We start from the raw sequence: 20,266 nt of genomic DNA on the forward strand, positions 1-20,266 counted from the left end.
GTCCCTCAGCCCAGGCCGGGCAGGCCGCCGGGCAGGCCACCGCCCAGACCCTCGGTGAGCGGGCCCATGGACTCGCTCGCCAGGGCCTCGGACTTGGCGCGCGCGTCGCGGTAGGCCGCGACGATGAGGTCGGAGAGGTCGGACAGGTCGTCGGGGTCGCTGCCGTCGAACTCACCGGTCCGGATGGTGACGCCGACGAGCTCGCCCACGCCGTTGGCGGTGACGGTGACGGCACCCCCGGCGACGGTGCCGTCGACGGTCTGCTTGGCGAGGTTGGCCTGGGCCTCCTCGAGCTGCTGCTGCATCTGCTGCGCCTGCTGGAGGAGGGCGTTCATGTCGAAGCCGCCACCGCCGAGGGCGTCGAAGGGGTTCTGGGTCATCGGGTCTCCCACGTTCGTGGATGGTGCGGATGGGGACAGGTTGGGTCGGACAGGTGGGGGTGGGACTGGAACGAGGTGTCAGTCGTTCTTGATCTCCTCGATCAGCCGGGCGCCGAGCGTCTGGCTGAGCAGGGACTCGGTGTCGAGCGCGGCCGACTCGGCGTCGGGGTCGTCGGGGTCGACGTCGTCGTCGGCCGACCGGACCGGCTCGCCCGCCTCGGGGGCGCCACCGGCGCGCGCCGCCTGGAGCGCCTCACGAGCGGGTGCGGCGGAGACCGTCGGCTCGGACCGGGGCTCGGCGTCGGGTGCGGACCGCTCCGGGGCGGGAGCGGTGTCACCGGTCACCCAGGCGGGCGGGCCGTCGGGCGCCTCCTGCGCCGGGGCTGGCGCGTCAGTGGACGCCGGCCCCGTGGCCGGCTGGCGCACGACCGGCGCCTGGGCGGCCGCACCGCTCGGGTCCACGATCGACTCCACCCGCCAGTCCATGCCGACGACGTCGATCGCGGCCTGGCGAAGGATCTCGTCACACCCGCCGTTGACGAAGGAGTCACGGGCGCCGGAGTTGGCGAAACCCACGGTCAGGCGGGTGCCGTCCACGTCGACGACGTGGGCGTGCTGCGAGAGCACCATCCAGGCCAGCCGGCGCCGGTTCTTGGTCTGCTCGAGGATGTCGGGCCACAGGCGGCGTACGTCGACGAGGCTGAGGCCGCCACGCGGACCCGCGGGCTGCTCGGCCACCGAGTCGTCGGCCGCCGCCGAGGCCGCCGGCGCCAGCGCCGGCTCGGCCACCGTGGGAGGCGCGTCCGGGGCACCGGTGGGCATGGGCGGGGGTGGCGGGGGGCCGTCCCGGCCCGACGTGGGCAGGGGTGGCGGGGGCTGGGGCTGCGGCTCGCCGTCCGGCGTGGGGGTCGGCGACGGTGTCGGGGTGGGGGTGGGGGTGGGCCGCGGGGTGGGGGTCGCCGACGTGGCCGGGGTCGGGGCCCCGGTGACGTCGAGGCGCCGCTCGAGCCGCTCGAGGCGGGCCATCACGCCCTCCGAGGTGTGGTCGGCGCCCGGGAGGAGCACCCGCGCGCACAGCAGCTCGAGCAGGAGCCGCGGCGCCGTGGCCCCGCGCATCTCGGTCAGGCCAGCTGCCACGATGTCGGCGGCCCGGCTCAGCTCGATCGCGCCGAAGCGGGCGGCCTGCGCCACCAGCCGCTCCCCCGCGTCCTGCGGGACGTCGATCAACCCGGTCGCCGGGGCGTCCGGGACGGCGGTGACGATGACGAGGTCGCGCAGCCGGCGCAGCAGGTCCTCGGTGAAACGCCGCGGGTCCTGACCGGTCTCCACCACCTTGTCGACGACCGAGAAGACCGCGGCACCGTCGCGTGAGGCGAACGCCTCGATCACCTCGTCGAGGAGGGAGTCCGGGGTGAACCCGAGCAGGTCGGTCGCGAGCTTGTGGGTGACCCCGGCGGGGCCGGCACCGCCCAGCAGCTGGTCGAGCACCGACAGGGTGTCGCGGGCCGAGCCAGCACCTGCGCGCACGACGAGCGGCAGCGCGGCCGGCTCGATGGTCACGCCCTCCTCGTCGGCGAGCTGGGAGAGGTAGTCGCTCAGCAGCCGGGGCGGGATCAGCCGGAAGGGATAGTGGTGGGTGCGCGAGCGGATCGTCGGCAGCACCTTGTCGGGCTCGGTCGTGGCGAAGATGAACCGCAGGTGCGGCGGAGGCTCCTCGACCAGCTTGAGCAGGGCGTTGAAGCCCTGCGTGGTGACCATGTGGGCCTCGTCGATGATGTAGACCTTGTAGCGGTCGCGCACCGGGGCGAAGAACGCCTTCTCCCGCAGGTCGCGCGCGTCGTCGACACCCCCGTGCGAGGCGGCGTCGATCTCGATGACGTCGATCGACCCGGGTCCACCGCGCGCCAGGTCGCGACAGCTGTCGCACTCGCCGCACGGGTCGGAGACCGGCGCCTGCACGCAGTTGAGCGCGCGGGCCAGGATCCGGGCCGAGGTCGTCTTGCCGCAGCCGCGGGGTCCGGAGAAGAGATAGGCGTGGTTGACGCGGTTGGCTGCGAGCGCCGCGCGCAACGGCTCCGTCACGTGGTCCTGCCCGATGACCTGCTGGAAGGTCTCGGGCCGGTAGCGGCGATAGAGCGCGAGCGGTGACTCCACGTCGTGAACCCTAACCGGGCGCACCCACAGTGCACACCGGCCGGGACCACCGCGCGTACGCCGCCACCGACCGCCAGCAGTGCCCTGGCACGGGCCCGGACATGAAGAGGCCCCCCACGCACCCGTCAGAGCTCACTGACCCTTGCTGCCTTCCGGCCCTGGGGGATTGGGCGAGGTGACGCCGCGTGGGGGGTTGTCCCGGAGTCTAGGCGGAGCGTTCTCGGCTCCCCAAACCCAGGGCCCGCAGACGAGCAGCCGGGCGATTTCACCGGCCACCGAGCCGACCGGTACTCTCCTCGGCGGAGGTATCGCCTAGTGGCCTATGGCGCTCGCTTGGAAAGCGGGTTGGGTTAATAGCCCTCGGGGGTTCGAATCCCCCTACCTCCGCCGTTCACCGAAGGCCCCGCACCGATCACCGGTCGCGGGGCCTTCGTCGTGCACGGGCATGAGCCGCCCAGGAGGTCCCTACGGTCGCCGGACGACTCCGACGGCAGTGAGGGCAATGCCGAACGGGGCCATCGCCACGGCGGCGTAGACCAGGCTGAGGAGCGGCGCGTCGACGCTCTGTGCGGACCCGAGCGCCGGGACCGCGTAGAGCACGATGAGCAGCGCCATGATGAGCACGGTGATCCCGACTCCGACGGGGATCGGGTTGTACGTCGGTCGTGACACGACGAACTGCGGTGCGAGCCCCGGCTGCCGGCGGACCTGCGACTCGGCCCGGAGGTGGCGGACGACCCGCCGCCAGTACCACGCGTGGAGCACCGCGAGCAGGACGAACGCCACGCATCCGATCAGGACGTTGGAGGTCGTCCGGTCCTGTGCCGGGTCGGCCATCAGGGCGCGCGGGAACAGGAACTGTCCGAAGATGACGACGATCGCGTTGGTCGCGAGCCACAGGAGACCGCCGAGCCACGGTCTGATCCGGGGCTCGAGCCTGTGCGGTGGTAGCTGGTGGGGAACGTTGCCCGACGATGACGCCATCGGGTCAGCGCAGCGGGGCCTGCAGCCCGTAGCGCCACTCCTCGGAGATCAGCAGGCTGTTGTTGTCCAGCCGCCGCTCGACCGCGTCGACCAGCATCGCGGACGCCTTCTCCGGGTAGACGCGGTCCCACGACAGCTCTGCGCGGTGCTCGAACACGTGGTGGATGACGCTGACCATGAGGTCCTTGTGGATCGGCGGCGCGAGGAAGTTGCTCCCGGCCAGGAAGGTCTCGGACCGGTCGGAGCCGAAGCGCAGGGTCACGCACGGCACCTCGAGGACGTTGGACTCCTCCACGATGCTGCCGGAGTCGGTGACGATCACCGCGCACATCGACATCGCGGCGACAACGTCGAGGTAGCTGTCCCACACGGGCGTCGAGATCAACGCGTCGCCGTACCTCGCCTCGAGGTCCTCGAGCCACTGGCGGCGACCGAAGTTGTCGATGGCCGCCTCGGTGCCGAGCAGGCGGATGAACAGCACGTGGTGGCCCTGCTCGAGCAGCGACTCCATCGCTTCCATCAGCAGGTTGAACCGGTCGCGGTTGGTGGTGTTCTCGCGCCGGTGCACGCAGAACCGGAGGAACGAGCCGTCGCCCATCTGCGGGAACTTCTCCAGCACCTGGTTCTTGTCGCTGCCGGCGATCGCCTGCTCGAGGGCGTCGACGACCGAGTTGCCGACCACGTCGATCGCCGCGGGAGCGAAGCCCTCGTCGATGAGGAACTCCCGGTTGAGCTCGACCGGCGCGGCGTGCAGGTCGGAGCCGGCATCGGCGACCCGGGTGTTGAACTGCTCCGGGGACGGTTCCTTGCTGCCCTTGGACCAGCTGTCGCGGTCGATCGACTGCTCGCGGAACGACGCCCAGTCGAGGTCGGCCCCCTGCTCGATCCAGCCGCGCAGGACCTCCGGCTTGGGCGAGAGCGTACGCAGCCCGGCCTCCACGTGGACGAGCGCCTGCCGCTCACCGAAGGTGGCCAGCGAGCCGGCCATGGCGGTGGTGGTGTCGCCGTGCACGTAGGTGATCGGGAAGCCGCCCCGCTCCGCGAAGCCGCGCAGGTAGAGCGCGAGCTTGGCCGTGATGCCGGAGACGAGGTCGTTGACCCCGCCGCGCACCTCGAGGTTGACGTCCTCGCGCACGCCGAACTCGTCCAGCATCGACTGCGACAGGTTGTGGTCGTAGTGCTGGCCGGTGTGGCACAGCACCACGTCGTGCCCGCGGTTCTTGAGCTCGTGGTAGATCGGGGCCTGCTTGATGATGTCGGGCTTCGTGCCTACGACGACGATGTGCTGGCTGTTCTGGGAGGACATGTGTTCCTTCGAGTCAGGTGCTGTCTCGACGCGTGCGTCAGAGAAGATCTTCGCGGGTGCTGGCCGCCAGAAGCGAACGGAGGCGCTCCAGCGTCGGAGTGTGGAGCACCTTCTGCTTGTCCAGGACGTAGACCGCGTCCTCGTGGGTGACGATGATCAGCCCCTTCGCGCCGAGCGTCACGACGGGGCGACCGTCCATGCTCGCGACCAGGACGTCCTCCGCCTCGAGCTGCAGCGCCGGGCCGATCGAGGTGACGCGCTGGTCGGCGAGCACGCGTTCGAGCCGCGTCCACGTGCCGACGTCGGTCCAGCCCAGCTGGCGCGGCACGACCAGGCACTGCATCCCGGCCCACAACAGCGGATAGATCTCGTGACCGCCGATCGCGGCGCCACGGTAGCCCTGCTCGGACGGAGTGCCGCGCGCGAAGCGCTCGATCGAGTCGAAGATCAGGGGCAGCGCGGTCCGGTAGGCCTCGCACGCCTGCCCGACCCGTACGCCGTAGCAGGCGGTGTTCCAGTAGAGCGATCCTGACTCCGCGAGCTCGTCGACCGTCTCCTGGTCGGGCTTCTCGTGGAAGGAGTCGATCACCTCGACGGCACCGTCGCCGCCCTTGGTGTGGATGTAGCCGAGGCTCGCGTCGTAGCGGGTGGGCTCGGCGCCGAGCACCACCATCGACTCGGGCGTCTCGGCGAGCTGGGCGAGCATGTCGCGCGAGGCCGCATTGAAGGCCTCCTCCTCGTTGATGAGGTGATCGGAGGGGGCGATCAGCGCAGGCACGTCACCGTAGAGGTGGGCCAGCCTGGCGATGCTCAGGCCGAAGGCGGTCGCCGGGCCGGCCGGGTCCTCCTCGAGGATCAGGTTCTCGGGCGGCACGGGACCGAGCGTGGCCAGGGCCGCCTCGGCGAAGCGCGCGCGGGTCGAGACGTGGATGCGCGAGGGATCGACCATCTCGCTGAGCCGCTCGATCGTGCCGGTCAGCAGCGGGCGGTCACGCACGACCGGCTGGAACTGCTTGGGGCGGCGGTCCCGGCTGATCGGCCAGAGCCGAGATCCCTGACCGCCGGCCAGGATGACGGCAACGGGCTCGTCGGAGGTGTCGGTCATGCGCTGATTCCATCACGTCGCGACGCGCCGCCGCGGCAATGGATGAGACATGCCCCCCGAACAGCGCACACGGAGCGGACGTTGGTCAGCGGCGCAGCAACGGGCGCAGCATGAAGGCGAGCGCCAGCAAGGACCCGGCGACCAGTCCGGACCACAGCAGGATCGCCCGCGGGGTGCTGAAGAGGTCGACCCGTTGAGGGGCGGGAGGTGCCTGCGCGTCCGAGCGGGTCTCCGCCACGGTCGACTCGATCCGGCCCTGGCGACCCGACTTGATCTGGCGCGTCAGTGCGTCGTGCGCCTGCACGACTCCCGCGCCCGTCCACGGGCTCTCGACCTCACCGTCCGGGCCCTGGGGGGCACCGGCGCCCTCGGTCGTGGCCTGCAACCGGGCGACGAGCTGCTTCGGGTTCTCACGCGGGAAGCGCTCGCTCAGCAGCGCCAGGATCCCGCTCACCTCGGCCGCGGCCCACGAGGTCGCGACCTCGCCGACGACGCAGACCTGTCCCGTGGCGTTGGCCGAGATCGCCCCCACGGTGGGAGCCGCGACATCAGTGTCCATGTTGGGTACGACGAACGTGCTGGGGTCCCCGTCGTCCGGTGGGGTCGCGCTCACCGCCACGACGCCCGGGTAGTCCGCGGGGTAGACGTCGGCGTCGTTGCCCGGCGTGCCCTTGAAGGTGGAGTCGTCGGAGTCGTCGTCCTCCTCGCGGTTGCCCGCGGCGGCGACCACCACCAGGGGGAGTTCCACGAGCCGTGCGATCGCTGCCTTGAGCTTCGGGTCGGACGCGGGAACCGCCAGCGAGATGTTGACGACGTCGAAGCGCTCTTGCGGAAAGGCCTTCATCACCGCCTCGATGCCGGCGACGATGCCTGCCGAGGTCACCGGCTTCTCGCCCTGCGCGGTGTCGGCGCCCTCGGCGTCGAAGACCTTCACGCTGAACACCTGCGCGTCCGGTGCCACTCCGTTCGGACCGGCGATGAGCCCGGCGACGATGGTGCCGTGGCCCGAGAGCAAGGTGTTGGGGGCGCCGCCGGCCACGACGCTGCCGAGGACATCGAGGCCCGGCACGCCCACCACGCCACTGTCGATGACCGCGACCTTCACGCCGCGGCCGGTGGCGACCTCCTGGGCCTGCTCGACGTGCATGCGGTCGAACGCGGCGTTGTCCTTCTCGTGCGTGTCGGCCAGGGGCTCCGAGCCCGGGATCTCGCCGACCGAGCACGGGGCGTCGTGGTCGGCTGCCGCTGGTCCCGCCCACACCGGCACGACGGACGCCGCGACCACGCCGGCCGCGAGCGCCGTACGCAGCCGAGAGACGCGCCTCGGACTCACGAGCCGCTGTCCGCTTCCGCGTCTGCCGGCGGTGCGTCCACCGGCAGCCGGCGCGCGCTGTTGGTCGACAGGGGCACACCCGGGGAGAAGAACTCGAGCCACGTGCTGGGCACCAGCGGCGGGTCGACGTCGGCGTAGCCGATGTACTCGGGCACCTCCGGGCCGATCAGGTGGTACTTCGCGCCCTTGGTGTCGATCACGTAGGGCGTGCCGCCATCGGCTGCCGCGTTGGACCCCGACAGGACATACGCCCCGGCGCTGGGCTCGACCTCGACGGCGTGGCGGCCGCGCCTGATCGGGTCCGGCTCGACCGGGTCGGCGGCACCGGTCGGGTTGGTGGCCAGGCTGACGGCTGGATCGGCACCGGCCTCCGGGTGGAGGACGCCGCAAAGGCCGCCGTTGTCCACCGCGGCCGGCAGCTCGACGGGCCACTCCTCGGGGTGCCGGATGTCCTCGAACTCCGCGGCCAGGTCGATGGGCACCGGCTTGGCACCGGAGCCGACCACGTCGTACACCATGCCGGCGAAGGCCTTGAGTGTCTCGGGACCCTCGTCGCCCAGCAGGTAGTACTTCCCGGACTCGGACAGCAGCAGGTCGCCGATGCGGTATCGCGAAAGGCCGTTGTCGGCGTCGGCGTAGGGCACGCGCTGTCCCTCGGCAGTGACTCCGAACGCGGACTTCTCCAGGGCCGCACCGGGCGGGAACAGGTTGAGCCAGTCCTCGTCGACCTCGATGGCGGAGGCGTCGAAGCCGAGCCGGTTGCCGATGGTCGAGGCGCTCGTCGCGTCGGCGGGCATCGGGAAGCGGTAGGCACGACCCTGCTGGCTGCCGACCGCCGGCGCGGTGGCGATCAGCCACTCCTCACCCTCGTTGGAGACGAGGAAAGCCGAGTCCACGAGGTCGTCGACGGCCGGCGTCTGCTGGATGGCGACCTTGATGCCAGCCCCGTCGGCAGTGCACGCCGTCCAGCCCTCGTCGACCAGCTCGTCGACCGAGGGGAGGCCCGCCGGTGCACCCTCGATGCCGAGGTCCGGACCGAGCTGCACGGTCCGGATGTACTTGTCGCGCACGGTGTAGGGGGTGAGCTCAGAGCTCCCGAGGAGCAGCTGGGCCGAGACGTAGTTGGGCACCCGTTGCAGCTGCGGGTTGTCGCCGCCGCGGAGCACGACGTACTGCTCACCGGTGTCCTTGGAGATGACGAAGCTGTTGGCATCCAGCCACTGCGCCGGCGGACGGCCGAGCAGGAAGCCCGCGATCGCGGCGCCCGCGAGGAGCAGGACGGACAGGGCGATGCCGCCGATCAGCACCCGCCCCGGCCGCACGGGCTCGACCTCGCGGCCGCCCGGTGCGCCGGAGACGAAGGCGGTCACCAGGCGGCGTCGGCTGAACGCGTGGGCCTCGACGAGGTCCTTCTTGGTGGCCATCGATCAGCCCGCCACCGCGGCGACGAAGCCGGCCGCCAGCACCATCAGGGGCAGGAGGGCGAGAAGCGTCATCGTCTCGACGATGTCGCCCATCCGGCCGCGGCGCACTGATGCCGAGGCCGGCACGAGGGTCAGCGACAGCAGCAGCGCTCCGACGCCGGCCAGCGCGATCGCCGCGCCTGCCCGCCATCCGTCGTGGATCAGCAGCATCGACACCGCCACCGACACCAGCCCGAGGATGCCGGAGGTCAGTCCGGCGAGCACCTCGGCGCCCGTGCGGTACTGGCGGGTGCGGAACATGACGGCCAGGCAGCACACGCCGGCGAGCACGGTGCCGTAGACGCCGCGCCCCACGGCGAACGGCGCGAACAGGACGAGCAGCGTGCCGACTGTCGCCGACACCGCGAGCAGGATCTCGTGTCCCACGCGGGCGTCGTCGGCCACCTCGTCGGGGTCGATCTCGTCGGGGTCGGCGGTGATGTCGTGCAGCGAGTAGAGCTGGTCGACGCTCGTGCCGGTGACGCCGAGCGCCAGCCACGGGAACACGCTGCCGGCGAGCACGACGAGGGTCATCAGCACCGTGAAGACGGGGCTGGGCTCGAGCGAGGCGACCCGGATGAGCACCGAGCTCGCGACCAGGACCGCGCCGACGACGATGGCCGGGATGACCAGCGGGCGACCGTCCTTGAGGCCGACGACGGACACGACGCCGGCGGCGAGGATGCCGAGACCGGCGAAGAGCAGCGGGTCGGTGAAGAAGGCGTCGGCCAGGGGCCAGCCCCACTCGGGCAGGTCGCCCGGCGCGAGCAGCAGGCCGGCGACGCCGGCGTAGAGCGCGGAGAGCAGGGAGACGGCCACCCCGGCTTCGGGCTCCTCCTGGGCCCGCGCGAGCACCACACCGCCCACCACCAGCAGGCCGGCGATCACCGCGGCAGCCACACCGCCGAGCAGGCTCTCGCCCTGCAGCAACAGCGCCAAGGCGCCGAGACCGAGCAGGATGCTGCCCGCACCCAGTGCCGTACGACGTCCTGCCGCCGGCTCCCACGGCTTGAGCTCGTTCTCGACGACGTCAGCCATCGCCTCGACCACGTCGTCGTAGACGCGGGGCGCCTTGTCGTCGACACCGGCGGTGACGGTCAGCAGGCCGCCGTCCTCGATCCCCTGCATCGTGAGTCCGGCATCGTTGGCCAGGATCCTGCCCTCCTGCGTGACCAGGCGGTAGCCGCCGTAGACCGTGGAGGCGTCGAGCAGGCCGACGGAGCGGGCCAGCTCGGGGACGAGCTCGGCGACCGGGATCGAGCCCGGCAGCACCAGATCGACTCGCCGAGACCCCGAGGCGATGGTCACCCGGACCAGGCCCGAGGCGACCGAGGACCCCTGACTCATTGGTGTTTCCCCCTGATCGTGCTTCACCTGCACCCGCCCGAGAGGCCGGGGCACTGAACGGGGTGCAGCCTAGGCGAAATCCGGCGACCTCACCGAGGCGGCATCACCCCATGCCGTCACCGCAGGACGTCTGGTGCGGTTCCCTCGCCGTCGAGCCAGCGGTCGTCGGTGGCGAGCAGGTCGTCGCGCGCGGGGGCGGCCTTGTCCTTGCGGCGACCGCCGCGAGATCCTGCGGCACCCGCGGAGCCGCGGCCGGACTTGGACTGGCCCGATGCCTGCTGGCTCCCCTTGCCGCCCGCGACGTTGCGCCCGCCGCGACTGCTCCGTCCACTCTGACCCGTCTGACCGGTCTGCCCGGACCGAGCGGACGCACCGCCGCCTGCGGAGCGACCGGCCGCACCGGCCCGCGTGGCTGCGCCTGCAGCACCGGCACCCGCGGAGCCAGCACCGCCTCGCATCGCCATCCCGGCCGAGGCCCCGGCAGCACCAGCCGCACCGGCCATCCCCGTCAGGCCCATCGGGGCCGTCACTCCTGAGCCAGGTGAAGCGACGGGTCCAGCGGAGATCGCGCCGGGGGACCCAGGCGCGTAGGCCACGCCGCTCTGCGACGAGCCGGAGACCGTCGTGGTGGGGGCGTGCAGGTCGTGTACGGGGTGCGCGGTGCCGTCCGGATGCGTCGAGGACATCCCCGGACCGGGGCCCGGGTGCGGGCCTGGGGGCAGTCCGGGTCCCGCTCCGGGTCCGGGCGGCAGGCCGGTTGCCGGCCCGCGTTCGGGACCGGGCTTCTCCCTCACGGGCGGCCACGGAGGCAACGGCGGCCACCCCGGCGGCGGGGGTTGCTCGGGGGGCGGGCCCGGCCAGCACACCGGGGGATACTCAGGCTGCGTCTCCGTCGTGGGGCGCTCCTCGCGGGGGATCCCGTGCGCGCTCCGGATCTTGTCCTCGGCGATCGTGAACACGCGGTTGAGCGAGTCCCACGCGGCGCGCGCCTCGTCCTCGCGCTGCTGCACCTGCTGCGCGTAGCCCGCGGTCGCCCGCTGGTGCGCGTTGGCGGCGTCCCAGTAGGCCGTCTGGTCAGTCGCCGCGGGGTCCGGGACCGGAGCCGGGCCGGGCGCGACCGGGACGCCTGCCCGGTCCCACGACCGGATGAGCGACTTCACCTGGGTGAGGGCGCCGCCGGCCGCGTCGAGGGCTTGGGCCGTCCTGCCGAGCATGAGGCGCTGCTCGGCGACGTAGTCGCGCATGTCACGGAAGGCGCCGATGGCGGCGTCGCGGGTCTGGTCACCGAGCTGGTCGTGGTCCCGCAGGCCCCTGATGCCGCTCGCGAGCCGGTCGTCGACCGTGTTCAGGTCCCGGATCGAGGCGCGCCACCCGGTCGCCATCTCGTTGAGGACGTCGGCGTCGCCGACGGTCATCATCGCGCGACGGACCTGGGTCTCGTAGAAGCCGGTCACGTCAGTCCTCGTCCAGGGCCAGCTGCGCGAGCCGGAGGAAGTGGTCGCGGTGCAGCTCGTCGGTGCCCTCGAGCTCGCCGAGGCAGTCGTCGAGGGCACGGGCGAAGCGCCGCACCTTGCGCGCCTGGGCCTGGCGGTCCTCGACGGTGCGCTGGTGCGCGACGTCGTACACCACGCGCAGGCTCTGGCCGGCGTGGAAGGCGCCGAAGTTGCCCGGGCGGGTCTCGGATCCCTCGAGCGTGTCGACGTCTCGGTGGCTGCGCACCTGGACGATGTCCTCGATGCCGAAGCGGTCGTAGGACGGGTCCATGTGGCTGGCCGCGTGGCGCAGCGACGCCGAGATTCCCCTGATGAGGTCAGCATCGACCCTGATGTTGCTCACGCGTTCCCCCACGTCACGCTCCATGCCGTCCCCCGGCTGCCTCCATTGTCCTTGCGCGGAGGCGTACGCAGGCCAAAAGTACGCAACCCGGGCCGAGAAAGCCAGAACTGGCCCGAGGCCGGACCTCCCCGGAGGGAGGACCGGCCTCGGAACGGGCGGTGCTGCGCTCAGAAGCGGTTGGCGCCCCGGGCGTCGGCAGCCTTGTACTCGGCGTTGGACGAGTCGACACCCTGGCTGGCCTGCTGGAGCAGGAGCGTCATCTCGGTCATGGCCTGGTCCCACTTGGCCTTGGCCTGGTCGTACGCCATCTTGGCGTTACCGTTCCAGTCCGACTTGAGGGGGTTGAGCTCGTTCTCGAGCTGGTCGAGGCGGGCCTCGATGTCCTTGGCAGCCTTCATGACGTCGGCGGCACCGGCGTCGAGGTGGCCGTGCTGAACCTTGATTCCGTCGAAACTCATCATCGATCTCCTTGAGATTGGAAGGGTGTCGGCGGTCAGCCGAGACGGCCCTGGAGGTTGGTGTGGGTGGCGGACTGGCTCTCGTCGGTGGAGACGTTGTCGCGCTCGGTCTCCTTCATCGACGCAGAGAGCTGGTCGAGGGCCTTGAGGATGGTCTCCTGCTTCTGGTCCCAGGCGATCATGAGGTTGTTGAACGCGGAGGCACCCTGGCCGCCCCATCCACCCATCATCGTCTGGATGTTGCCGGAGAGGACGCCACACTTGTTCTTGACGTCGCTGCGGGCCTGGTCGACGAAGTCGGCGCCCTTGGAGAGGGCCTTCTCTGTCTGGCCGTACATCTCGCTCATGAAAGATCCTTCTCCCTCGGCGGCCGAACCGACCGAGTGTCTTGTGTGTTGGTGATCCGAGCTTGCTCGGGGAGACGTCCCGGCCCCCCGCGCTGACGTGTCTCTACCCGACGAAATCGGGGCTAAACATCACGACGTCATTTCCCACAGGCGCCGGAAGATCCCGGCCGCCACCACGGCTGCGGCGAACGCGAAGCTGCCGCACAACGACTCGGCAACCTCGGCACGACGCGACCACCACACCGACCGCCAGCCCCGGCCGGTCGCCACGGCCGCGGCCAGCGCGATGACACCGAGGCCGACGACGACGTAGAAGAAGGTGTCCAGGAGCCGGCCGCCCGGGCCGACGACGAGGTGCGCGGCCAGGGCGGTGAGGGCACCCAGGCCGGCGAGCCGCAGCAGTCCGCGGGCCGCGGCGTGCCGGTAGGAGCGCGCGGCGAGGAGCAGCGAGCACCCGGCGAAGAACACCAGGCACCGGGCGCCGATGCGATCGAGGTCGATGGTGGCGCTGTGCAGCAACAGCGGGCTGGCGACCACGACTGTCACGAGGATCGCGACGGACGCGCCGGTCACGATGCGCGAGGCCCGGTGGACCAGGCGCTCCATCGCGTCGGCAGCCACCACGATCCGGCCACGGCGTCCGCCCCGTTGGGAGTCGCGCGCCGACCAGGCGGTGACCGCCAACCGGTCGAGGTCGAGCAGCGCCTCGTCCGGTACGTCGATGGCGAGCGACGGGGCGAACCTGGCCGCCATCATCGCGAGGAAGACCAGCAGCGTCCAGGCGACCCGGTCGTCCCAGCCGCGCAGGGTGGGAAGGGCACAGCAGGCGAAGACCGTCAGCCCGCTGACGATCCACACGGTGCTGATCTCGTCGCCGTGCACCGACAGGGCGCGCCCGATGCTGGCGACCACAGCGGCCGAGATCCCGGCAGCGCCGAGGATCGCGGGGAGCAGGTGCACGCCGGGCTCGTAGAACGCCGCGAAGGCGGCCGCGGCGGCGAACGCGGGGGCGGCGGCCGCCCGTTGGCGGACGTGCCGACCGACCGGCAGTGCGCCGGCGAGGGCACAGGCGAGCAGGATCCCGACCACTGCGGTGCGGACGGTCTCGTCCTGCGCGCGACCGGCGTACCAGGCCGCGAGGACCGCGAACAGCGTGGCGACCGTGGCGATCATCGACGCGAGCGCCGGGCTCTCCGGTGCGTTCTTCGCCGCTTCGCGCATGGTGATCTTGCGCGGTCGGTGCACGCCGCTGGTGGCGACCAGCACGTCTCCGGCCTGCACGCCGGCGTCGGCGAGCGGGAGGGCGGCGTTGAGCCGCTGGCCGAGCGCGGACTGCAGCAGGGGGATCCCCGGGACCTCCGCCTGCTTGGCGTACTCGCGGGCGACGTCGAGCGACGTGGCCGCTGCGGGGACCACGAGGTCGAGCACGCCTGCAGGGCCGTGGACGCTCACGGCGATGGTCGCGTCAGCAGAGCTGGGCATCGCGACGTCCGACACGTTCTCCCCCTTCGCGTGCATCGGGCGGGCGCTTCTCGGCTGGAGCGTAGTCGCGCCCGTCATGGAGCACACCTATCATCAACGCGACTTCATCGGGTGAGGCACGGGGGGATGCGTGAGCACGACACTGCGCGGCGGACAGCGTCTGGACGAACCGGAGATGCCGGGCGGCCAGATCGTCCTCCAGCCGCCCCCGGAGCTGCAGGAGGGCGAGGGCGCGAGCGGCGTGCTCATGAACGCCATCCCCATGCTCGGCAGCCTCGGCTCGATCGTGCTGGTGGCCACCATGGGCGGCGGCGCCAACCGCGGCCGCAGCTTCCTCGCGGCCGGCATGTTCCTGTTCGCCACCCTCGGCTTCATCGTCGTCCAGATCGACCGGCAGCGGAAGCAGCGGGCCCAGCAGGTCACCGGCTCGCGCACTGAGTACCTCCGCTACCTCAGCAACATCCGCAAGGTCGCACGGGAAGCCGCCGACCAGCAGCGCCGGGCGCTGAACTGGCACCACCCCGAGCCGGCCGCCCTCCCCTCGCTCGCGGAGGACCGCACCCGGCTGTGGGAGCACACGGGGTCCGACGACAACTTCCTGCACGTGCGCTACGGCCTGTGCTCGCAGCCGCTGTCCCTCGAGCTCGTGCCACCGGAGAGCGCGCCCGTCGACCAGGTGGACCCGGCGGCCGCGTCGGCGCTGCACCGCCTGCTCGTCGTGCACCGACTCCAGCCCAACCTCCCGGCGTCCATCGACCTGCGCGCCTTCGACCGCATCGAGCTGTGCGGCGACGCCGAGGAGGTCCGCTCCACCGCACGGGCGATGATCTGCTCCGCGACCGCCTTCCAGAACCCCGACCAGCTGATCGTCGCGGTGCTGAGCTCCGAGCAGAACCTCACGCACTGGGACTGGGTCAAGTGGCTGCCGCACGCCCAGAGCACCCGCGAAGCCGATGCGGTCGGCCCGATGCGGATGGTCTCCACGTCGCTCGACGACCTCGGCAACCTGCTCCCGCCCGACCTCAGCGACCGCCCGCGTTTCGGTGCCGACGAGCGCGCGGCGACGCCCCACATCCTGCTCGTCATCGATGGCGGCCACCTGCCTCCCGGCAACCACATCGTGCCGCCGGACGGCCTGCACGGCGTCACCCTCCTCGACCTGCCGAGCAGGTGGGACGAGCTCGAGGACGCAACGAGGTTGCGCCTCCAGTTCGCCGACGGCCCTGACGAGCTCGGCAAGCGACCGGTGCTGGCGCTGCGGCTGCGCGGAGAGCCGATCAAGGCGCTGGCCGACCAGTGCGACATCGCCACCGCGGAGGCGTTCGCGCGCCGGATCGCCCCGCTCAAGACCGCCAGTGCCGAGTCGTCCTCGGCCGGGGGCGCGGTCGACATCACCTCGACGACGCCGGACCACATGGACCTGCTCGGCCTCGGCGACATCTTCGCCTACGACCCGTCCACGGCCTGGCGGCCGCGACCGGCCCGCGACCGGCTGCGCGTGCCGATCGGCATCGGCGACTCCGGCGGCCTGATCCACCTCGACATCAAGGAGTCCGCCCAGCAGGGCATGGGTCCGCACGGCCTGGTGATCGGCGCGACCGGCTCGGGGAAGTCGGAGTTCCTCCGCACGCTCGTGCTCGGGCTGGTGATGACGCACTCCTCCGAGCAGCTCAACCTCGTGCTGGTCGACTTCAAGGGCGGCGCGACCTTCGCCGGCATGGCCGACATGCCGCACGTCTCGGCCGTCATCACCAACCTCGCCAACGAGCTCACCCTCGTCGACCGCATGCAGGACGCCCTGTCGGGTGAGATGACCCGCCGCCAGGAGCTCCTGCGCGACGCCGGCAACTACGCATCGGTCCGCGACTACGAGAAGGCCCGTGCCAACGGCGAGCCGCTCGAGCCCATGCCGTCGCTGTTCATCGTCGTCGACGAGTTCTCCGAGATGCTCTCGGCCAAGCCCGAGTTCATCGACCTCTTCGTCGCCATCGGCCGGCTCGGCCGGTCCCTCGGCCTCCACCTCCTGCTCGCCTCTCAGCGGCTCGAGGAGGGCCGCCTGCGCGGCCTTGAGTCCCACCTGTCCTACCGCGTGGGCCTGCGCACCTTCTCGGCCGGCGAGTCGCGCGCGGTCCTGGGCGTCCCGGACGCCTACGAGCTCCCCGCCGTGCCCGGCCTGGGCTACCTGAAGCCCGACCAGTCCACGCTGCTGCGCTTCAAGGCCGCGTACGTCTCCGGTCCCCCGTCGAGCCGGGTCCGGGTCGCGCGCGACGAGGGCGGCGCGATCCGCGGCATCCTGCCGTTCACCATCTCCGAGGTGCAGGCGCTGGAGCCGACGCCGGACGACAACCAGGCCGTGGTCACGCCGCAGCCCCAGCAGCAGGGCGAGCAGCCGTCGCTGCTCGACGTCGCGGTCCAGCGGATGATCGGGAAGGGCCCGGAGGCCCACCAGGTCTGGCTCCCGCCGCTCGACGTCCCCGACACGCTCGACGAGCTCATGCCCGACCTGGCCGAGCACCCCGAGCTGGGCCTGACCTCGATGCAGTGGCGCAGCGTCCCGGGACTGGTCATCCCCCTCGGCACCGTGGACCGTCCGCGCGAGCAGCGGCGCGACACGATGACGCTCAACCTCACCGGTGCGGCCGGTCACGTCGCGGTCGTCGGCGGTCCGCGCTCGGGCAAGAGCACGATGCTGCGCAGCATCGTCACCAGCATGGCGTTGGTGACGACCCCGACGGAGTCGCAGTTCTTCGTGCTCGACTTCGGGGGCGGCACGTTCGCCCCGCTGACCCGGCTCCCGCACGTCTCCGGTGTCGCGACCCGCTCCGAGCCCGACGTCGTACGCCGGGTCATGGCCGAGGTCGAGGGCATCGTCGACCGGCGCGAGGCCTACTTCCGCGAGAACGGCATCGACTCGATCGAGACCTATCGCTCCCGCCGTGCCCAGGGCCGGGCCGACGACGGGTGGGGCGACGTGTTCCTCGTCATCGACGGCTGGAGCACCCTGCGCGCCGAGTTCGACGACCTCGAGATGGAGATCCAGCAGCTCGCCGCGCGCGGCCTGACCTTCGGTCTCCACATCGTCACCGCCTCGACGCGCTGGGCCGACTACCGCGCCGCGATGCGCGACGTGTTCGGATCCAAGCTCGAGCTGCGCCTCGGCGACCCTCTCGACTCCGAGATCGACCGCAAGGTCGCGGCGCTGGTGCCGGTCGGCCGGCCCGGCCGCGGCCTGGTCCCGTCCAAGCTGCACTTCCTCGGCGCGCTGCCGCGCATCGACAGCGACGGCAACGCGGACACGCTCGGTGACGGCGTCGACGACCTGATCGACAAGATGGCCGCGGCCTGGAAGGGCCCCCAGGGGCCCAAGCTGCGCCTCCTGCCCGGGAAGGTCACCCTCGAGGCGGTCCGCGAGGACGCGGTGCGTCGCCAGATCCCGGAGCGTCACATCCTGCTCGGCATCAACGAGAAGGAGCTGGCCCCGGTCGGCCTCGACGTCGACTCCGAGCCGCACATGCTGATCTTCGGCGACGGCCAGTCGGGCAAGAGCGCCCTGCTGCGCGCGTACTGCCACGAGATCATGCGCACGCGGACGCCGAAGGAGGCCCAGCTGGTGCTGGTCGACTACCGGCGCTCGCTGCTCGGCGAGGTCCCCGACGAGTACCTCCTCAACTACCTCACGTCCGCCACCCAGGCGACGCCCACGTTGAAGGACATCGCGACCTACCTCGAGGGCCGCATCCCCGGGCCGGACGTGACGCCCGACCAGCTGCGCAACCGGTCGTGGTGGACCGGCGCCGAGGTCTACGTCGTGGTCGACGACTACGACCTCGTCGCGACCGCGCAGTCCTCACCGGTCTCGGCGCTGCAGCCGCTGATGGCGCAGGCGCGCGACGTCGGCCTGCACGTCGTGGTCGCGCGCCGCACGGGTGGTGCGTCCAGGGCGCTCTACGAGCCGGTGATCCAGTCGCTGCGCGACCTCGCCATGCCCGGCGTGATGCTCTCGGGCCCGCGCGACGAGGGTGTGCTGATCGGCAACCTGCGGCCCCAGCCGGCCCCCGAGGGCCGCGCACGCGTCGTCACCCGCGACCGCGGGACCGAGACGGCGCAGCTGGCGTGGCTCGACCCGACCATGTGAGGCCCAGCGCCCGACGCTGTCTGGACTGACGAGCGAGCAAGCGTGACGAGCGCAGCGAGACAGCGCCGTCGAGCGAGGAGGGAAGACAGCGTCTTCAGGGGCGCTGGGCACGCGCGAGCGGAGCGAGCGCCAACAGCTCAGCCCAGGGCCCGACGCTGTCTGGACTGACGAGCGAGCAAGCGTGACGAGCGCAGCGAGACAGCGCCGTTGAGCGAGGAGGGAAGACAGCGTCTTCAGGGGCGCTGGGCACGCGCGAGCGGAGCGAGCGCCAACAGCTCAGCGCCGCCCGCTCTTGAACATCCCTCGCGCGATCTCGCGGGCCGCGGTGCGCATGAAGTCCTTGAAGGCGGGCGACTTCACGACGTCCATGACCAGTCCGTCGTCGTCCTTGGCCGCCTTCTCCGCAGACTTCTTCGTGACCCGCTCGTTCTTCTGCTCCCGCGCCATCTCCTTGACCCTGGCGTCCTCCGCCGCCTTGCGCGCGCCCTCCTCCAGCTTCTTGGCGAGCAGCTCCCGGGCGGACTCGCGGTCGATCGCCTCGGCGTACTTCGTCGTCAGCGGGGAGGCCGCGACGGCCGCCTGCATGGCGTCGGTCGGAGCCGGGTCCATCAGCGACTCGGGCGCACGCAGGCGGGTCCACGCGACCGGGGTCGGGGCACCGCGCTCGTTCATCACCGTCACCACGGCCTCGCCGATGCCGAGGCTGGTGATGACCTCGCCGAGGTCGTCGTACGCGCTCGTGGGATAGGTGTTGACGGTCGCCTTGAGCGCCTTGGCGTCGTTGGGGGTGTGCGCGCGCAGCTGGTGCTGCACGCGCGAGCCGAGCTGGGCGAGCACGTCGTCGGGCACGTCGGTCGGCGACTGGGTCACGAAGAAGACGCCGACCCCCTTGGACCGGATCAGGCGGACGGTCTGGGCGATCTGGTCGAGGAAGGCCTCGGAGGCGTCGTTGAACAGCAGGTGCGCCTCGTCGAAGAAGAAGACCAGCTTGGGCTTGTCGAGGTCGCCCTCCTCGGGCAGGTCGTGGAAGAGGTCGGCCAGCAGCCACATGAGGAACGTGGAGAACAGCGCCGGGCGGTCCTGCAGGTTGGGCAGCTCGAGCAGGCTGATGATGCCGCGGCCGTCCTCGGTGGTGCGGAGGAAGTCCTTGGTCTCGAACTCGGGCTCGCCGAAGAAGACATCGGCGCCCTGCGCCTCGAACCCCACCAGCTCGCGCAGGATGACGCCAGCGGTCTGCGGGGACAGCCCGCCGATCGTCTTGAGCTCCGCCTTCCCGGCCGGGTCGCCGGTGAGGTACTGCAGCACCGCACGGAGGTCGGCGAGGTCGAGGAGCGGCAACCCCTGCTTGTCGCAGTAGTAGAAGACGAGGCCCAGCGAGGACTCCTGGGTCTCGTTGAGGCCGAGCACCTTCGCCAGCAGCGTCGGTCCGAACGCCGTCATCGTGACCCGCACCGGTACGCCGGTGCCCTGTCCGCCGATCGCGTAGAACTCCGTCGGGAACCCCGTCGCCGTCCACTGCTGGCCGACGCTCGCGGTGCGGGCGGTGAGCTTGTCGCTGGGCTCGCCGGGTGCGCTGAGCCCGGACAGGTCGCCCTTGATGTCGGCGGCGAACACGGGTACGCCGTGGGCGCTGAGCTGCTCGGCCAGCAGCTGCAGGGTCTTGGTCTTGCCGGTGCCCGTCGCGCCCGCCACCAGGCCGTGCCGGTTGAGCATGGCGAGGGGGATCTTGATGTGCACGTCGTTGAGGTTGTCGGCGTCGAGCATGAGGCCGCCCAGCTCGAGGGCGGGGCCCTCGAACCGGTAGCCCGCCGCGACTGCCGCAGAGATCGGGTCGTCCGCCACCGAGGCCTGTGCCTCGGGCCCGGTCGGCTCTGCCTCAGGAGTCTCGGTCATGGCGCGAGCCTAGTCAGCCGGAGGAGCCCCGACGAGGGCGTCG

At 71.6% G+C, this 20,266-nt stretch carries 15 protein-coding genes, 1 tRNA gene and 1 other RNA gene; 2 read left to right on the forward strand and 15 right to left on the reverse strand.

Annotated features, from left to right (window positions below; translation table 11 throughout):
* Positions 1–5: 5 nt before the first annotated feature.
* The 3 genes from J3P44_RS09345 to ffs all read right to left on the reverse strand — a co-directional run bounded on the left by J3P44_RS09345 (position 6) and on the right by ffs (position 2,729).
* The gene (locus J3P44_RS09345; RefSeq protein ID WP_255890060.1) at positions 6–380 is read right to left on the reverse strand and encodes a YbaB/EbfC family nucleoid-associated protein; all 375 of its coding nucleotides are present in this window, start codon (positions 378–380) and stop codon (positions 6–8) included.
* Between the two features lie 78 nt (positions 381–458).
* Positions 459–2,534 carry a DNA polymerase III subunit gamma and tau gene (locus tag J3P44_RS09350; protein ID WP_255890061.1) on the reverse strand — a complete coding sequence of 692 codons (2,076 nt, stop codon included), beginning with the start codon at positions 2,532–2,534 and terminating at the stop codon, positions 459–461.
* Positions 2,535–2,639: 105 nt separating this feature from the next.
* Positions 2,640–2,729, reverse strand: an RNA gene (gene ffs, locus J3P44_RS09355) — signal recognition particle sRNA small type.
* Between the two features lie 106 nt (positions 2,730–2,835).
* On the opposite strand from ffs, the gene J3P44_RS09360 reads away from it, so the two are divergent.
* A tRNA-Ser gene (locus tag J3P44_RS09360) sits at positions 2,836–2,921 on the forward strand.
* A 78-nt stretch (positions 2,922–2,999) separates the two neighbouring features.
* Here the strand turns inward: J3P44_RS09360 and J3P44_RS09365 are convergent.
* From J3P44_RS09365 to J3P44_RS09415, 11 genes are all read right to left on the reverse strand, one after another.
* The gene (locus tag J3P44_RS09365; protein WP_255890062.1) at positions 3,000–3,518 is read right to left on the reverse strand and encodes a hypothetical protein; all 519 of its coding nucleotides are present in this window, start codon (positions 3,516–3,518) and stop codon (positions 3,000–3,002) included.
* A 4-nt stretch (positions 3,519–3,522) separates the two neighbouring features.
* A complete protein-coding gene (locus J3P44_RS09370; protein ID WP_255890063.1) occupies positions 3,523–4,824 on the reverse strand; it encodes a UDP-N-acetyl glucosamine 2-epimerase in 1,302 nt (433 codons plus the stop codon).
* A 37-nt stretch (positions 4,825–4,861) separates the two neighbouring features.
* A complete protein-coding gene (locus J3P44_RS09375; protein WP_255890064.1) occupies positions 4,862–5,929 on the reverse strand; it encodes a sugar phosphate nucleotidyltransferase in 1,068 nt (355 codons plus the stop codon).
* 85 nt (positions 5,930–6,014) lie between these two features.
* A complete protein-coding gene (locus tag J3P44_RS09380) occupies positions 6,015–7,262 on the reverse strand; it encodes a S8 family serine peptidase (protein WP_255890065.1) in 1,248 nt (415 codons plus the stop codon).
* Positions 7,259–8,686: a type VII secretion protein EccB gene (locus tag J3P44_RS09385; RefSeq protein ID WP_255890066.1), complete on the reverse strand. Its 1,428-nt coding sequence runs from the start codon at positions 8,684–8,686 to the stop codon at positions 7,259–7,261. Before J3P44_RS09385 ends, J3P44_RS09380 begins: the two co-directional genes overlap by 4 nt.
* 3 nt (positions 8,687–8,689) lie before the next feature.
* Complete coding sequence (gene eccD, locus J3P44_RS09390; RefSeq protein WP_255890067.1) at positions 8,690–10,072, reverse strand: type VII secretion integral membrane protein EccD; 1,383 nt, start codon at positions 10,070–10,072, stop codon at positions 8,690–8,692.
* 116 nt (positions 10,073–10,188) lie between these two features.
* Positions 10,189–11,526 carry a hypothetical protein gene (locus J3P44_RS09395; protein ID WP_255890068.1) on the reverse strand — a complete coding sequence of 446 codons (1,338 nt, stop codon included), beginning with the start codon at positions 11,524–11,526 and terminating at the stop codon, positions 10,189–10,191.
* A 1-nt stretch (position 11,527) separates the two neighbouring features.
* Positions 11,528–11,908, reverse strand: a complete 381-nt coding sequence (locus J3P44_RS09400) for a hypothetical protein (protein WP_255890069.1) — start codon at positions 11,906–11,908, stop codon at positions 11,528–11,530.
* A gap of 167 nt (positions 11,909–12,075) precedes the next feature.
* Positions 12,076–12,366, reverse strand: a complete 291-nt coding sequence (locus J3P44_RS09405; RefSeq protein WP_255890070.1) for a WXG100 family type VII secretion target — start codon at positions 12,364–12,366, stop codon at positions 12,076–12,078.
* 35 nt (positions 12,367–12,401) lie between these two features.
* Complete coding sequence (locus tag J3P44_RS09410; RefSeq protein WP_255890071.1) at positions 12,402–12,713, reverse strand: WXG100 family type VII secretion target; 312 nt, start codon at positions 12,711–12,713, stop codon at positions 12,402–12,404.
* A 129-nt stretch (positions 12,714–12,842) separates the two neighbouring features.
* Complete coding sequence (locus tag J3P44_RS09415; protein WP_255890072.1) at positions 12,843–14,273, reverse strand: hypothetical protein; 1,431 nt, start codon at positions 14,271–14,273, stop codon at positions 12,843–12,845.
* A gap of 52 nt (positions 14,274–14,325) precedes the next feature.
* On the opposite strand from J3P44_RS09415, the gene eccCa reads away from it, so the two are divergent.
* Entirely contained in the window at positions 14,326–18,330 is a 4,005-nt protein-coding gene (gene eccCa, locus J3P44_RS09420; protein ID WP_255890073.1) for a type VII secretion protein EccCa, read from the forward strand.
* A gap of 276 nt (positions 18,331–18,606) precedes the next feature.
* On the opposite strand, the gene J3P44_RS09425 is transcribed toward eccCa, so the two are convergent.
* Complete coding sequence (locus J3P44_RS09425) at positions 18,607–20,223, reverse strand: helicase HerA-like domain-containing protein (protein WP_255890074.1); 1,617 nt, start codon at positions 20,221–20,223, stop codon at positions 18,607–18,609.
* Positions 20,224–20,266: the final 43 nt, after the last annotated feature.

This window comes from Nocardioides astragali (genome assembly GCF_024436375.1).
Taxonomy (GTDB): Bacteria; Actinomycetota; Actinomycetes; order Propionibacteriales; family Nocardioidaceae; genus Nocardioides; species Nocardioides astragali.

Bases quoted from the DNA above. Each gene is read 5' to 3' on its own strand.
- J3P44_RS09405 (WP_255890070.1), bottom strand. From the start codon at position 12,366: ATGAGTTTCGACGGAATCAAGGTTCAGCACGGCCACCTCGACGCCGGT.
- J3P44_RS09410 (WP_255890071.1), bottom strand. From the start codon at position 12,713: ATGAGCGAGATGTACGGCCAGACAGAGAAGGCCCTCTCCAAGGGCGCC.
- eccD (WP_255890067.1), bottom strand. From the start codon at position 10,072: ATGAGTCAGGGGTCCTCGGTCGCCTCGGGCCTGGTCCGGGTGACCATC.
- J3P44_RS09385 (WP_255890066.1), bottom strand. From the start codon at position 8,686: ATGGCCACCAAGAAGGACCTCGTCGAGGCCCACGCGTTCAGCCGACGC.
- J3P44_RS09375 (WP_255890064.1), bottom strand. From the start codon at position 5,929: ATGACCGACACCTCCGACGAGCCCGTTGCCGTCATCCTGGCCGGCGGT.
- J3P44_RS09365 (WP_255890062.1), bottom strand. From the start codon at position 3,518: ATGGCGTCATCGTCGGGCAACGTTCCCCACCAGCTACCACCGCACAGG.
- J3P44_RS09425 (WP_255890074.1), bottom strand. From the start codon at position 20,223: ATGACCGAGACTCCTGAGGCAGAGCCGACCGGGCCCGAGGCACAGGCC.
- J3P44_RS09370 (WP_255890063.1), bottom strand. From the start codon at position 4,824: ATGTCCTCCCAGAACAGCCAGCACATCGTCGTCGTAGGCACGAAGCCC.
- J3P44_RS09345 (WP_255890060.1), bottom strand. From the start codon at position 380: ATGACCCAGAACCCCTTCGACGCCCTCGGCGGTGGCGGCTTCGACATG.
- J3P44_RS09415 (WP_255890072.1), bottom strand. From the start codon at position 14,273: ATGACGGGCGCGACTACGCTCCAGCCGAGAAGCGCCCGCCCGATGCAC.